This window comes from Panacibacter ginsenosidivorans, from assembly GCF_007971225.1.
GTDB classification, from domain to species: Bacteria; Bacteroidota; Bacteroidia; order Chitinophagales; family Chitinophagaceae; genus Panacibacter; species Panacibacter ginsenosidivorans.
Genome location: NZ_CP042435.1, coordinates 212,159 through 225,097, shown reverse-complemented (window position 1 = coordinate 225,097; position 12,939 = coordinate 212,159). Strand labels below are relative to the sequence as shown.

The window sequence follows — 12,939 nt, the reverse complement described above, 5'->3', positions numbered from 1 at the left end:
TTAGTATCTTTCTTTCAACATACGCACCACGATCTTATCAATAGGTAAAGAAACAGCCTCTTCTGTAAATATATCCCAGTCTATCCAACGCAGCACTTCGCTTTGCCCATTAGGGTCATTAATCTGGTTTGCCTCAAATTCAAAGGGTGTTATTTTTATAATAAGGTTTTGCAACGCATCCATATCATTGGCATGCGCATGATAATAGATAGAAACAATTTGGTCTTTATTATTAAATGCAGATGGCTGAAAATAATCTGTAGTATAAATATGTTCGCCAATAGTTACGTCTAATCCTGTTTCCTCTTTAAACTCTCTTTTCAAACAATCACGTGTGCCTTCGCCAAGTTCCATACCGCCGCCAGGAAATTTGGTAAAATAATCGCCACGTATAAATTCATCGCTTAGCAAAACCCTTTTATTTTCATCCGTTAAAATACCATATACCCTGATTGTAAATTTTTCTATCATATTTTCTTTTTATGTACTTAGCGGTATTAATACTATGATGCTTTTGTTGCGTCGCACACTTATACTGATGAATAGGTTTCAGCACTCAGTTTTGAGCTAAATATGCTTCGCCTGCTGAATGCCGATACCTGATAGCTAACACCTGTTCAGAACGTACAAGTGAGTGACACAACAGGCGATGCTATGAGAAACCATTGCCTGCTATAAAAATATTATTTGCCCTTTGCAATTTCATCAAGTGTTTCGCTCAATAGTTTATTGAAATCTTCGGGCTTTTCAATCATAGGATAATGCCCGGTGCCGTGAATGGTTTTTATGCCAATACCCGCACTGCTGTATTTGGCAATTGAATCTTGCAGCATAGGCGTAAAATCACTTACAATTAAATGTACCGGCTTATGCAATTCTTTTAACAGTGCTGTTTCTTTCGGTGCAAAATCAAAAAAGCCATTCAATGCTTTTATAGCTACTGTCGAATCTGTATTGGCAACATCATTAAGCACACGATTTACAGAAACAGTGTCTGCATAATTTGGCGGGAACAATGCCGTTTTGCAATATGCTCGTACTGTTTCTTTATAGTTAGTGCTTAGTGCATGCATAAATTCATCCATCTGGCTATGTTGCTGTGGGGTTAGCGGTACGCCTACATCTTTAAAATTATCAATACCAATAAAACCAACAATGCGTTCGGGAATTGTATAAGCCACATTAAGAATAATATCTCCACCCATCGAGTGGCCTATCAGTATAACTTTATTGAGGTTAAGGCTATCAAGCACTGCCATTACATCATTAGAGAAATCTTCTATTTTATAACTGCTGCGCAGTTTGCCGCTGGCACCATGCCCGCTGAGATCGATCGTAACAACTGTGTACCTGTTACTAAAAGCATCTACCTGGCTTTTCCAATATTCCTTATTTATACCCCAGCCGTGAACAAACACAAGCGCTGTATCACCTTTGCCTGTTTTGCTGTAAGAAATAGGCGTAATGCCGTTCTTCACTTCTATGGGTTTGCTACTTTCATCAGTATTATTACAGGCAGCAAGAAAAACAATAACTGAAAAAGCAAGTATTTTATTTATTGTTTTTATCATACGGATAAAGTTAAAACGGAATTGTATAGTATTGAAAATATAGCTTTAATAAATTAAGCATATTTAGTGCCACGGTTTATTGCTCTTTGGTGTACACGCAATCATCTTTTTCAAGTAATGGATGTTTACCTTCAAGTCTGTCTTCCTTTATAGTAAGCCCAAAATCTTTAAAAAATACTTCTGCTATCCACGGTTCAAAAGCAAAACTAAAACTGTTTTGTGTTTTTGTATTAACAGCGAATGAAGAAATTCTTTCTGGTGTAAACTCAAAAAGAAGATGCAGCGTATCAGCATTGGAGGCCGGAAGTTTTATAATGCCATGCGAGTCTGCTCTTACAGGGTATTCACCTTCTTTCAAAGTGCCGGCAAAAGCATAAACATAGGAAAGCAGCATTGAATTTTTTTCCTGGATGCTTATAGTAATAAAGTTATTGTTCGTGTGAGCACTGCTGAGCAATTTAAAGTCATTACCCGGATGTGGCCTGCTGTTTAAAATAAGTTTGTTATTGATAATTTCCCACTTACCCTTTCCATACCGGTCAAGCGCTCCGTAACTGAAATAAAATTCAAATGTAGAATCAGCATTTAGCTTAAAGCCAGAAGCTGTTTCCATAACACCTTCCAGGTTATAAACTCCGGTAACTGTATTATCCTGTGCGTGCATAATACTAATGAAAATAAAGAGGTTAATAAAAATGAGTAATAAATGTTTCATGTTTTACTGTTTATGTGAAGATAAAGCAGCTTTGTTTAAACCATTAACTTTTGATTCTGCTTATTTTCTATTTATTAATATGGCATGATATTTATATAAATGGAAATTTAACTGTAAAAATAAAACACCATGAAAGCACTTGGGATTATTCTTACTATTGCCGGTATTTTCATGTTTATATCTTCTAACATAAATCAAAAGGTAGTTGATTCTTATACCGGTGCCATCGCGGCAATTTGCGGCATGGTAGTTTTAGTGGCTTCTAGAAAGAAGGCCTGATCAAAAAACTATTTTTACAGATTTTTTCTTCTTACGGTTACATATAAATGAATGACTGCTACCAAGTAGTATAATTAGTTTATTCATTTTAAAAATGTAATGTTATGAAGAATAATATCCTGTTAGTGGCCATAAGCATTCTTTCGCTTGTTGCCTGCAAAAAAGATGTTTCAGGTGTTACTGGCAATACGGGAACTGTAAGTATTGTACCTGCATCAGCCGTACCTGCAGCCGTAGTTGCAGCATTTAACAGCAGTTTCAGCACTGCAACAGAAACAGAATGGCAACACAATAGCGATGATAGCTTTACCTGCCAGTTCAATATGGATGATCAGCGTCATGAAGCACATTTCGATGACAAAGGTCACCAGTCATCCCATTCTGTTATATGTCTCGATGGTGCTGTTCCCGCCACAGTATTAAATGCATTCCGTGCTGCTTACCCTACAGACAATGTGTATGAATGGAAATTTACTACAGACCAAACATGGAAAGCACATTTTATGCGTGACAATATAAAATGGGAAGTAACTTTTAACGCGAATGGCACAGTTGTTAAGGCCGAGCATGATTAATATCGTTTCTTATTTTATATACTCCCAAGCCGTTAATTAATTAACGGCTTTTTGCATTGCATCATTTCTGTAGTTTTACATAAATCAATTTAAAACGATGCAGCCGGTAACATTATTCCTTACACAAATTCAGCATGTTGGAATTCCTGTAACCAATATCAAAAATTCGGAATTATTTTACAACAACCTCGGATTTAAAAATGTAATGCAGGCAAACTTTGTGCATGAAAATGAAACCGGCAGCTGTATTATGATGCAACAGGGTGCGATCATTATAGAATTATACCAGATGCCAGAGAAAGAGTTATCCGCAATTGCAAACAGGAAAGATGGGCACGTAGATCATATAGCGTTTGATGTAAAAAATATTGATGAGACATTTTTCATTCTTAAAACATCAGGTTACCATATTATAGAAGAAGCTCCGGTATATTTAAAGTTTTGGGATAAAGGTTGCAGGTATTTCAATATTCTCGGCCCCGATAATGAGCGGCTGGAGTTTAACCAGGTGTTGTAATTTTTTGTTGCAAACTTTTGTACATGTGGCATCGCATGTTGTGTCACTCACTTTTGCGTTCAGAGCCGAATTCATCAGGTGAGAAGTGAAAGGTGAAAAGTCAAAACATAATATCCACTTTTCACTTTTGACTTTTCATTTGTTGCTAAAATGCAATGCCGCACAAGGGTGCGACGCAAGAAAAGTTTAATAGCAATACAAAAGCCGGGCTCATAATCTTTACACTAACAATCGTTATCTTCGCAGCCTCAAATTATAAAAGTCATATGAAAGAAGTTGTCATCATATCCGCAGTGCGCACACCAATGGGCAGTTTTGGCGGAAGTTTAAAAGATATATCGGCTACAAAACTTGGAGCAATTGCTATTAAAGGTGCCATTACAAAAGCAGGCATCAATGCGTCTCAAGTGCAGGATGTGCTGATGGGTTGTGTAATACAGGCCAATCTTGGACAGGCGCCGGCAAGACAAGCCGCAAAATTTGCAGGCTTACCTAATGAAGTTAATTGTACAACGGTAAATAAAGTTTGTGCCAGTGGTATGAAAGCTATTGCACAGGCTGCACAAAGTATTGCACTGGGTGATGCGGATATTGTAGTAGCAGGCGGTATGGAAAATATGAGCAGTGTTCCTTTTTATGTTGATAGTATGCGCTGGGGAAATAAATATGGCAATACAACCATGATCGATGGATTGGCAAAAGATGGATTGACTGATGTGTATGATGGAAAAGCAATGGGCAATGCAGCAGAGCTTTGCGCTAAAGAATGTGGCATAAGCCGCGAAGAGCAGGATGCATTTGCTATTGAAAGTTATAAGCGCAGCCAGGCCGCATGGGAACAGGGAAAATTCGCTAATGAAATTGTTTCTGTCGAAATTCCGCAACGCAAGGGTGAGCCTATAGTATTTGCTAAAGACGAAGAACCTTTTAATGTAAAATTTGATAAGATACCAACATTAAATCCGGCATTTCAAAAAGATGGAACAGTAACTGCTGCCAATGCAAGTACCATGAATGATGGTGCGGCCGCATTGGTGCTGATGAGCAAAGAAAAAGCTGATGAACTGGGATTAAAACCCATTGCTAAAATACGCAGCTATGCAGATGCAGAGCAAGCTCCGGAATGGTTTACAACAACACCTTCAGTTGCTGTACCAAAAGCGGTAAACAAAGCTGGTTTGCAAATGACCGATATTGAATATTGGGAATTAAATGAGGCATTCAGCGTGGTGGGCATAGAAAATAGCAAACGCATGCATCTTGATCCTTCAAAAGTAAATGTGCATGGTGGTGCAGTGTCGTTGGGTCATCCGTTGGGATGCAGTGGTGCAAGAATCATTGTTACCTTGATCAATGTGCTAAAAGCAAACAATGCTAAATATGGTGCTGCAGGTATTTGTAATGGCGGTGGCGGTGCAAGTGCCATGGTTATAGAAAATGTATAGATACTTTTTTGGAGCCGGTCTTCAGTAAGTGTGGCATCGTCTGTTGCGTCGCACACTTGTACATAAGATCATTATGCGCAATAAAACAATCTACTTTCTATAATTACAGAGCGACTTTGACAACTACCTTTTTTACCATTGCAGGTGTATTTATTTTTATGCATGGCATGTGCAGGTCAGTAGGGTAGAAGATCATAAAATTACCTGCTGATAAAGTTGCAAAGAAAGAAGGTGCATCTGCAACCTGCAAAAAATCTGTTTCTTCTTCATAAGGTTTTGAAATGGCTTGATTGCTTAATAATGCAAGACCAACCAGTTCTTCACCATTTATCATGTATTGCACATCAATATATTTCTTATGTGCTTCCATTTGTTCATTGGTAGCATCAAGCGTTTCGTACTCCTGTACAATAGCAAAAATATTTTCTGCGTCAATAAAATATTTTCCTGCGTCAATTGTATGCAGGTCTGTCATTTGCAACCATTCAAATGCTTTTGCTATACCGGAGTGCATTAATGAGTAATGATGTGCATTATCCAATCTATCAATAATCATGTTTTTGTTTTACTGTTATTAATAATGCTGATTATATAAATATTCCACATCTTCTTTGCGGCATAATTCTGTGCCGTAATTCATAGTAGCGGCGGTTCCGCACATTACACCGTATCTTACTGCATCGCTCAGGGGTTTGCCATTGGCAATGCTGTAAACGATGCCTGCCACCATACTGTCGCCGGCGCCAACTGTACTTTTTCTTTTTACAACAGGGGCAGCAAAACGTTCAGTAATATCTTTTGTTACAAGCAAAGCACCTGCAGCCCCCATCGAGACCACGATCACTTCTGCATTTTTTGCGGCAATAACTTTTCTCGCTGCTTCTACAGCAGTATCAGCAGATAATTCATCGTAACCCGCATAGGCACTTAACTCACCCAGATTGGGTTTCCACAGGTAAATACCTTGTTGTAATGCGTGTTTTATAGCATCGCCGGATGTATCTACTATATATTTTGTATTGGTATATCTAATTACCTTGCCAATTCTTGCAAAGAAATCCACTGGTGCGTTTGGCGTCAGGCTACCACTTGCTACAACGTAATCGGCTTGCAAACCAGCAATAAAATCTATGCATTGCTGTAATTCATTTTCTGCTACCGAAGGTCCGGGCATACCAAACCTGTATTGGTTGCCGGTTGATGTTTCATGTACAATAAAATTTTCTCTTGTATTATCCTTTATGGGAATAATATGGGGGTATATATTTTCTTTTTCCAGCAATTGTTGCAGCATTATACAAACCGGGCCGCCACCGAGAAAAACTGGTAATGAAGATCCTCCAAGCTTTTGAATAGCACGGCTAACATTGATACCACCACCACCCGGTTCAAATTTAGGAACACCGCAACGTAATTTTTTTTCCGGCATTATCCTTTCTACACTGCAGCTTTTATCAATACATGGGTTTACAGTTATAGTAATGATGGAAGGCATGATTTCAATTTCACATCAAGATAAAGGAAATAAAAATTTAGTTCCGCGAGAGATTAAAGAATTTTATCTTTTGGCGGTTTTTATATTTTTGATTTTCACATATTCATTAAGCATTGAAGATATTTGTTGAATAATAAACAGTTTTTTATTTTGCCAAATAGTGAGGAAAGCTTAGAAGTGTGCGACGCAACAAAAGCTTAATTTGTGTTATAGTGTACGGCACAAAAAAGAAATATATTTTATGCTTACACAATTTGATTGATAAATATTATTTTATTTGGCCTTTGGTTTTTACTTATTTTTATAAAGAACTTAATTGGTAGAAACTCAGCATATAGTCTCCAAGGCTAAAACAAAATATTAACTGAATTAAAGTCTTTGCTGACCAATGGGATTATCAGAACAATTCAATGCATTTAGCGAAGATAGTTTTAGTGCGTTATTGGAGCTTTCAAAAGACCGTGCGGTTCTTTTGCTCGATCGCACTGGTAAAATTATCAGTTGTAACAAGAGTGCAGAAAAAACTATAGGGTATACCATGCATGAAATGTGTGGCCTGACTTTTTGTGCTTTGTGTGGAAACGAAAAGGGTGAAGCTGATTATTTAAACGCACTTGAAGCCGCAAAAAATAATGGGGCTTACATCAATAAGGAATCTTGCAGAAGAAAAGACGGAAGTATCTTTTCTGTGATAATAAGTATAACTGCACTACCTGGTATAAAAGAAGACACAGCAAATTTTACGCTTATACTTGATACACCTTCGGGAATTAATAAGATAACCAATACATTGCATCTTGCCGGATTGATAGAAAGAACAGCAGATGCAATACTTTCTACAGATCTGGAATTTAAAATAATAAGCTGGAATAAAGCCGCTGAAAAAATATATGGGTACAGCAAAGAAGAAGTAACGGGTATGCTTCTTAAGGATGTAGTAAGACCTAACCTTACCAAAGAAATTTATAAAAGCATTGATGACGGAATTAAACAAAATGGTTTTTGGATAGGTGAGGTTATGCATATGAACAGGGATGGGCATGCACTGGAAATAGAAGAATCTATTTCTGTAACAAAAGATAAAAACAACAAGACAGACGGCTATGTTTGGATATGCAGGGATATAACGGCTTTTAAGAAGAATGAACGACAGCTTTTGCAAATGTCGAGGCTCATCGAAAATACCAATGATGCAATTTACTCAACCACTTCGTACAATATAATATTAAGCTGGAACAAAGCTGCAGAAGAAATGTATGGTTATAAGGCTGCAGAAGTATTGAATAAAACTGTCGATGAAATACTTCAACCTCAGATGACAGATGAGGCACGTATACAGATAAGAACAACGATTGGAGAAAAAGGATATTGGAAAGGAGAAGTAAATCATAAAAGGAAAGATGGTACTATATTTCCTGTTCTTATATCTGTAACAGTTGTAAGAAATTCCGAAGGGGGTATTCATGAGTTTTTGTGTTTGTGCACAGATGTTACTGAAGTAAAAAATGCAGTACAAAGAAAGTCTGAAAAAATATTATTGAAAGAAAAAGAACTTTCAGATTCTATTATCAACAGCTTGCCTGGTATCTTTTATTTATTTGATTCTAATGGCAAATTTTTGCGATGGAATAAACGGTTTGAGGCCGTTTCCGGTTACAGCAGTGAAGAGATAAGCGAAATGACGCCCGATATGTTCTTTGAAGGAGAGGATAAAATATTTGTTGGTGAAAAGATAAAGCTTGTTTTTACAGAGGGGTATGCTGATGTGGAAGCTGATTTTGTAAGTAAAAATAAAAATACAACCCCCTATTATTTTAATGGTATTTTCGGAATGTATGATGAAAGGCCCTGCCTAATAGGAATGGGCATAGATATAAGTGAAAGAAAAAAAGCAGAAAAAGAATTATTTGATTCGGAGCAGAAATATAAAATGCTCTTCGAGAATAATCCTTTGCCTATGTGGATGTTTACAGTTCCGGAAAGGCACATTATAGAAGTCAATAATGCTGCAGTTAGCCACTATGGATATACGAGAACTGAATTTCTCAGTCTTAATCTGCTGGATTTACGGCCTGAAGAAGACAAGGCGATCTTTTTGGAAGAAACAAAAACATCAGCAACAGGTATTCGCCGCGCAGGTATATGGCGCCATAAAAAGAAAGATGGAACAACTATATATGTAGAGATATTCAGGGATGATATTATTTATAAAGGACACCCGGTAAGATTGGTACTTTCAAATGATATAACAGAAAAGTTTATAACGGAACAAAGACTAAAAGAATCACATGAGGAACTCAGAGGGCTTGCATCACATCTCCAGGATATAAGAGAAGAAGAAAGATCTGTTATTGCACGTGAAATACATGATGAGCTGGGGCAACAGATCACAGGGCTTAAAATGGATGTATCCTGGATATCAAAAAGGTTAAAAGGAGAAGATGAAGCTGTTAATCAAAAAATAAAGAACGTGTTGACATTACTTGATGAAACAGTAAAAACCGTAAGGAAAATAGCTACAGAGCTACGGCCAAGTATACTCGATGACCTTGGCCTTATAGATGCATTACAATGGTATAGCCTTGAATTTGAAAGACGTTTTGGAATACCTGTAAGTTTTAGAACAGTTATTGAAGAAGTGCAAACAGGAAAAAATATAGCGATAGGTTTATTCCGTATATACCAGGAATCGCTTACCAATGTAGCACGTCATTCCGGTGCATCATTTGTAAGTACAGCAGTGGATATAAAAGAGAATATATTAAGGTTAACTATTACAGATAATGGAAAAGGATTTGATGCAGGTACAACGGGTAACAGAAAAACATTGGGCCTTCTAGGAATGAAAGAACGCACTTTAATGATGGGAGGTGTATACGAGATAAACAGCATGCCGGGTGAAGGCACTACGGTAAATGTATCTGTACCCTTACAAGCTACATAGCCTTTTAGAAAAATATATAAATATGCTACGGATACTTATTGCAGACGATCATACGGTTGTTAGACGTGGACTAAAACAGATATTGCTGGATGAATTTCCCACTGCAGATGTTCAGGAAGCTGCGGATGCAGATATCCTTCTTAAAAAAGTGATGAAAGAAGAATGGGATGTGGTAATATCAGATCTCTCTATGCCGGGACGATCCGGTATGGAAGCATTACAGCAAATAAAATTACATAACCCAAAATTACCTGTATTAATATTGAGTGTGCATGCAGAAGAGCATTATGCCATAAGGGTCTTAAAGGCAGGAGCATCAGGTTATCTTAATAAAGAATCTGCGCCGGAAGAATTAATAAAAGCAATACATCGTGTATTACTCGGTAAAAAATATATAACACCATCCATTGCAGAACAACTTGCCTCAAGTCTTGATAAAGACAATGAAAAACCATTACATGAATACCTTTCAGACCGTGAGTTTGAAGTTTTAAAATTACTGGCATCCGGCAAGGCGGTTTCAGATATTGCAGATCAAATGTCGTTAAGCGTTACAACTGTAAGTACTTACAGGGCACGCATAATGGCCAAAATGAATCTTAAAACAAATGCAGACCTTACTCTATACGCCATAGAAAATAAACTCATTTAATTTATTTTCCGCGCATCCAAATAAATGGCATCGCCGGTTGTGTCACTCACTTGTACGTTCCGAACAATAATGAACAATGCAGTAGCCAAACACAGGTCATAATCAAGCCTGTATTTAAGATGTTTGTTTTTAGTAGCCTATTACGACTAACTTCCTGCTCTTTAAGTTTATTGTAGTACCATTACTGTTTGTAGTAATCGTACTACAATAAAGAGAGCAAGAGAACTATTTTTTAATAATATATGTAAGAATAAGTTTGCATTAATCCGCGAGGGAAATGCAATACAAAAAAAATAAGATGATACTTATTGTGGATGATTCATATCTGATTATTGAGAGGTTGACTGATATGCTTAATGAACTTGAGCAGGTGGATTCTATTTCCCATGCATTTACTGTTACTGCCGCACTTGAAATACTGGAACAAACAACACCTGATATTATTCTTCTTGACATTAACCTGCCAGACACAAGCGGCATCGAACTATTGCGTATTGTAAAAGAAAAGTACCCCTCCATTACAGTAGCAATGCTTACCAATAATGCAAATGACTATTACCGCCAGTTATGTTTAAAACTTGGCGCAGATCATTTTGTAGATAAATCAAAAGATTTTGATATGATTCCCGATATAATAACTGCTCTAGAAGCATAATAAATATCTTATCTTCCTTTTATAAAATTAACCGCCTTTAGTCCACCCTAATAAGCATCAACAGAACTTGCCAACAGAAAAGCATTCTAATAGATTTAATAAATCTAATGTTAAAAAATTATACTCCTGTTATATGATATTAGCAATGAAACATAATATCTATTAATAAAAATGTGTAGTAAATACACTACACTAATCATACAGGAAGTAGTACCCTAAAAACATTGATTACACTATTTTTTAAGCTTTCGCAATATAGTTATTTTGTTACATCAAATTAAGGATTCAAGATCAGGGCTAACCCCGAAAGAAGTTGCTGAAAACTGAGAGAGAGAGTCTTTATAACCAGCCATGAAATTTTACTAATTATATTTTGTAAAACTAATTGTTCCTGGAAAACCAAATAATAGCAAACCCCAATAGTGCATGTGTGCATTAAAGAAATGTGAAGCCCGGAAGTGAAATTGCAAAGAGGTTAAGAGTGAAATGATGCACATGTATTGTAATGGTGAAAGGCCATCAAAATAAATTGATGGCCACACCAATACAAACAAAGTTAACAGTACTTACAAAAACATTACTGTATTAATAATACAGAGGTTCATTAAATTATACTTGTAGCAATCATCATATTATGCATATACTAATAATCTCTGACAATGACAGCGACCTTAACTGGGTTAACGCCCCCCTTACCGCAACTGGTTTGTCGGTAAACATTATATATGCTTATACAATGAAAGAAGCTACAACGCTAATGGGTTCGGTTAAATTTGACCTGCTATTGTATGATCTTGCTTTCTCAGAAAAAAAAATGAGCGATAATTTTAAAGAACTTGCAGGTATAGGGATGAAAATACCGCTTATTGTTTTAACAGAGATAATGGGAGACCCTGCAGCGAAAGAAGCCATACAATGTGGTGCCAGTTATCACATAGTAAAGGACCGCGTAAAAATATCTGCCATGGCTGAATCTTTCAGATCGATATTACAGCAGCAGACCCCAAACTATAATTAATAACCTTCAATATTTAGTGATTCAAAAAAATTCATAGGCTTTTATTTATTCTCCATAGCGGCTCAACTAAAAGGCAACTGCATAATGCTGTTGCCTTTTTTTGTACCCGGCTTGAGTACTTGAATTAAACTGCGTTGCGTCGCACTCTTGTACCCATGAATAGGTTTCAGCAGTGCGGTTGAGGTGAATATGCTTTGCTTACTGAATGCTGATACCTGATAGCTCACACCTGTTTAGAACGTACAAGTGAGTGACACAAGCGGCGATGATAGTAGTACTAAAGCTTGTAAAAAAATTATTGCAACTTCAATTTCAAAGGATCTATACCGTGCAAATTTCCAAAGGATAAAATGGGTTTAAAGCGTACAAACATATCTTCACTATACCAGTTTTCCTGCCTGGTTTTTCTTACAACTTCAGCATGATCTTTCATTTTGTAAGCAAACATTTTCATATGCTCTTTGCTTTCCCATATACTGAACGTGGCTTGTTTTATCCACGGTACTTCGCCTATTCCAACAGAAGTTATGAAGCCGTCTGCATTGTTCATTTGTGTAGCAACGGCATCAACGTGCTTCCAGAAATGCCGCAGTCGATTTAGTCTTATAGTGGCTCTTGTAAGCACCGCAACCATTCCTTCGTGGTCAGTTTGCCTGGGAAGTTTACCAAATGCTTCTTTACCGTCCCAGGTGCCATGACCTTCTATTGGTTCAAGTATAATGGTATAAACTTCACATCGAAAAAAATTCCACCATGCATTTATAAAAGAGCCATATAAAAGTTTATTGTCTTTATTCACGTTTGACGATTCACGTTTGACGACTAGTATTGCCCATTGCCGCCAGTCCGGATAAATATCAAAGGTTCCATTCTTTCCGCAACCCAATAGTTTCCAGAAATTGATTTGCTCATTAAAGAATAGTGGAAGCCTGAATAATGCCATAGATAAAAGCCCGCACCAGCCCATATATCGTTTGTATCTCACTATCGTTAATGCACAAATCAAATGAATATATTTATGTTTGGTTTATCTTAGATGCTTATAAAAGCAATATACAACCTATTATAACTTG

The 12,939-nt window shown here is 36.9% G+C and carries 14 protein-coding genes; 8 read left to right on the top strand and 6 right to left on the bottom strand.

Translation table 11 applies throughout. From position 1 onward, the window contains the following. From FRZ67_RS00985 to FRZ67_RS00975, 3 genes are all read right to left on the bottom strand, one after another. Complete coding sequence (locus tag FRZ67_RS00985) at positions 1 to 471, bottom strand: NUDIX hydrolase (protein WP_147187745.1); 471 nt, start codon at positions 469 to 471, stop codon at positions 1 to 3. 212 nt (positions 472 to 683) lie between these two features. Further along, a complete protein-coding gene (locus tag FRZ67_RS00980) occupies positions 684 to 1,571 on the bottom strand; it encodes an alpha/beta fold hydrolase (RefSeq protein ID WP_147187744.1) in 888 nt (295 codons plus the stop codon). A 76-nt stretch (positions 1,572 to 1,647) separates the two neighbouring features. Then, positions 1,648 to 2,286: a hypothetical protein gene (locus tag FRZ67_RS00975; RefSeq protein ID WP_147187743.1), complete on the bottom strand. Its 639-nt coding sequence runs from the start codon at positions 2,284 to 2,286 to the stop codon at positions 1,648 to 1,650. A 129-nt stretch (positions 2,287 to 2,415) separates the two neighbouring features. Between FRZ67_RS00975 and FRZ67_RS23470 the strand changes: the two genes are divergently transcribed. The 4 genes from FRZ67_RS23470 to FRZ67_RS00960 all read left to right on the top strand — a co-directional run bounded on the left by FRZ67_RS23470 (position 2,416) and on the right by FRZ67_RS00960 (position 5,102). Beyond that, entirely contained in the window at positions 2,416 to 2,565 is a 150-nt protein-coding gene (locus FRZ67_RS23470) for a TRADD-N-associated membrane domain-containing protein (protein WP_192903893.1), read from the top strand. A 104-nt stretch (positions 2,566 to 2,669) separates the two neighbouring features. After that, a complete protein-coding gene (locus FRZ67_RS00970; RefSeq protein ID WP_147187742.1) occupies positions 2,670 to 3,140 on the top strand; it encodes a PepSY-like domain-containing protein in 471 nt (156 codons plus the stop codon). A gap of 97 nt (positions 3,141 to 3,237) precedes the next feature. Then, positions 3,238 to 3,657: a VOC family protein gene (locus tag FRZ67_RS00965; RefSeq protein WP_147187741.1), complete on the top strand. Its 420-nt coding sequence runs from the start codon at positions 3,238 to 3,240 to the stop codon at positions 3,655 to 3,657. Between the two features lie 266 nt (positions 3,658 to 3,923). Continuing rightward, the gene (locus tag FRZ67_RS00960; RefSeq protein WP_147187740.1) at positions 3,924 to 5,102 is read left to right on the top strand and encodes an acetyl-CoA C-acyltransferase; all 1,179 of its coding nucleotides are present in this window, start codon (positions 3,924 to 3,926) and stop codon (positions 5,100 to 5,102) included. Between the two features lie 103 nt (positions 5,103 to 5,205). On the opposite strand, the gene FRZ67_RS00955 is transcribed toward FRZ67_RS00960, so the two are convergent. Together FRZ67_RS00955 and FRZ67_RS00950 are read right to left on the bottom strand one after the other, a co-directional pair. Beyond that, positions 5,206 to 5,658 carry a NanQ anomerase/TabA/YiaL family protein gene (locus FRZ67_RS00955; protein WP_147187739.1) on the bottom strand — a complete coding sequence of 151 codons (453 nt, stop codon included), beginning with the start codon at positions 5,656 to 5,658 and terminating at the stop codon, positions 5,206 to 5,208. Between the two features lie 18 nt (positions 5,659 to 5,676). Beyond that, positions 5,677 to 6,597 (bottom strand): 1-phosphofructokinase family hexose kinase, encoded by a 921-nt coding sequence (locus FRZ67_RS00950; protein WP_147187738.1) that lies wholly within the window; start codon positions 6,595 to 6,597, stop codon positions 5,677 to 5,679. 388 nt (positions 6,598 to 6,985) lie between these two features. On the opposite strand from FRZ67_RS00950, the gene FRZ67_RS00945 reads away from it, so the two are divergent. From FRZ67_RS00945 to FRZ67_RS00930, 4 genes are all read left to right on the top strand, one after another. After that, positions 6,986 to 9,541 carry a PAS domain-containing sensor histidine kinase gene (locus tag FRZ67_RS00945; RefSeq protein WP_147187737.1) on the top strand — a complete coding sequence of 852 codons (2,556 nt, stop codon included), beginning with the start codon at positions 6,986 to 6,988 and terminating at the stop codon, positions 9,539 to 9,541. 22 nt (positions 9,542 to 9,563) lie between these two features. Beyond that, positions 9,564 to 10,193: a response regulator gene (locus tag FRZ67_RS00940; RefSeq protein WP_147187736.1), complete on the top strand. Its 630-nt coding sequence runs from the start codon at positions 9,564 to 9,566 to the stop codon at positions 10,191 to 10,193. A gap of 298 nt (positions 10,194 to 10,491) precedes the next feature. Then, positions 10,492 to 10,848 (top strand): response regulator transcription factor, encoded by a 357-nt coding sequence (locus FRZ67_RS00935; RefSeq protein ID WP_158638271.1) that lies wholly within the window; start codon positions 10,492 to 10,494, stop codon positions 10,846 to 10,848. 634 nt (positions 10,849 to 11,482) lie between these two features. After that, positions 11,483 to 11,866 (top strand): response regulator, encoded by a 384-nt coding sequence (locus FRZ67_RS00930; RefSeq protein ID WP_147187734.1) that lies wholly within the window; start codon positions 11,483 to 11,485, stop codon positions 11,864 to 11,866. A 295-nt stretch (positions 11,867 to 12,161) separates the two neighbouring features. Here the strand turns inward: FRZ67_RS00930 and FRZ67_RS00925 are convergent, their stop codons facing one another. Then, complete coding sequence (locus FRZ67_RS00925; protein WP_225975466.1) at positions 12,162 to 12,833, bottom strand: spheroidene monooxygenase; 672 nt, start codon at positions 12,831 to 12,833, stop codon at positions 12,162 to 12,164. Between the last annotated feature and the right edge of the window lie 106 nt (positions 12,834 to 12,939).

Bases quoted from the DNA above. Each gene is read 5' to 3' on its own strand.
- FRZ67_RS00985 (WP_147187745.1), bottom strand. From the start codon at position 471: ATGATAGAAAAATTTACAATCAGGGTATATGGTATTTTAACGGATGAA.
- FRZ67_RS00980 (WP_147187744.1), bottom strand. From the start codon at position 1,571: ATGATAAAAACAATAAATAAAATACTTGCTTTTTCAGTTATTGTTTTT.
- FRZ67_RS00975 (WP_147187743.1), bottom strand. From the start codon at position 2,286: ATGAAACATTTATTACTCATTTTTATTAACCTCTTTATTTTCATTAGT.
- FRZ67_RS23470 (WP_192903893.1), top strand. From the start codon at position 2,416: ATGAAAGCACTTGGGATTATTCTTACTATTGCCGGTATTTTCATGTTT.
- FRZ67_RS00970 (WP_147187742.1), top strand. From the start codon at position 2,670: ATGAAGAATAATATCCTGTTAGTGGCCATAAGCATTCTTTCGCTTGTT.
- FRZ67_RS00965 (WP_147187741.1), top strand. From the start codon at position 3,238: ATGCAGCCGGTAACATTATTCCTTACACAAATTCAGCATGTTGGAATT.
- FRZ67_RS00960 (WP_147187740.1), top strand. From the start codon at position 3,924: ATGAAAGAAGTTGTCATCATATCCGCAGTGCGCACACCAATGGGCAGT.
- FRZ67_RS00955 (WP_147187739.1), bottom strand. From the start codon at position 5,658: ATGATTATTGATAGATTGGATAATGCACATCATTACTCATTAATGCAC.
- FRZ67_RS00950 (WP_147187738.1), bottom strand. From the start codon at position 6,597: ATGCCTTCCATCATTACTATAACTGTAAACCCATGTATTGATAAAAGC.
- FRZ67_RS00945 (WP_147187737.1), top strand. From the start codon at position 6,986: ATGGGATTATCAGAACAATTCAATGCATTTAGCGAAGATAGTTTTAGT.
- FRZ67_RS00940 (WP_147187736.1), top strand. From the start codon at position 9,564: ATGCTACGGATACTTATTGCAGACGATCATACGGTTGTTAGACGTGGA.
- FRZ67_RS00935 (WP_158638271.1), top strand. From the start codon at position 10,492: ATGATACTTATTGTGGATGATTCATATCTGATTATTGAGAGGTTGACT.
- FRZ67_RS00930 (WP_147187734.1), top strand. From the start codon at position 11,483: ATGCATATACTAATAATCTCTGACAATGACAGCGACCTTAACTGGGTT.
- FRZ67_RS00925 (WP_225975466.1), bottom strand. From the start codon at position 12,833: ATGGGCTGGTGCGGGCTTTTATCTATGGCATTATTCAGGCTTCCACTA.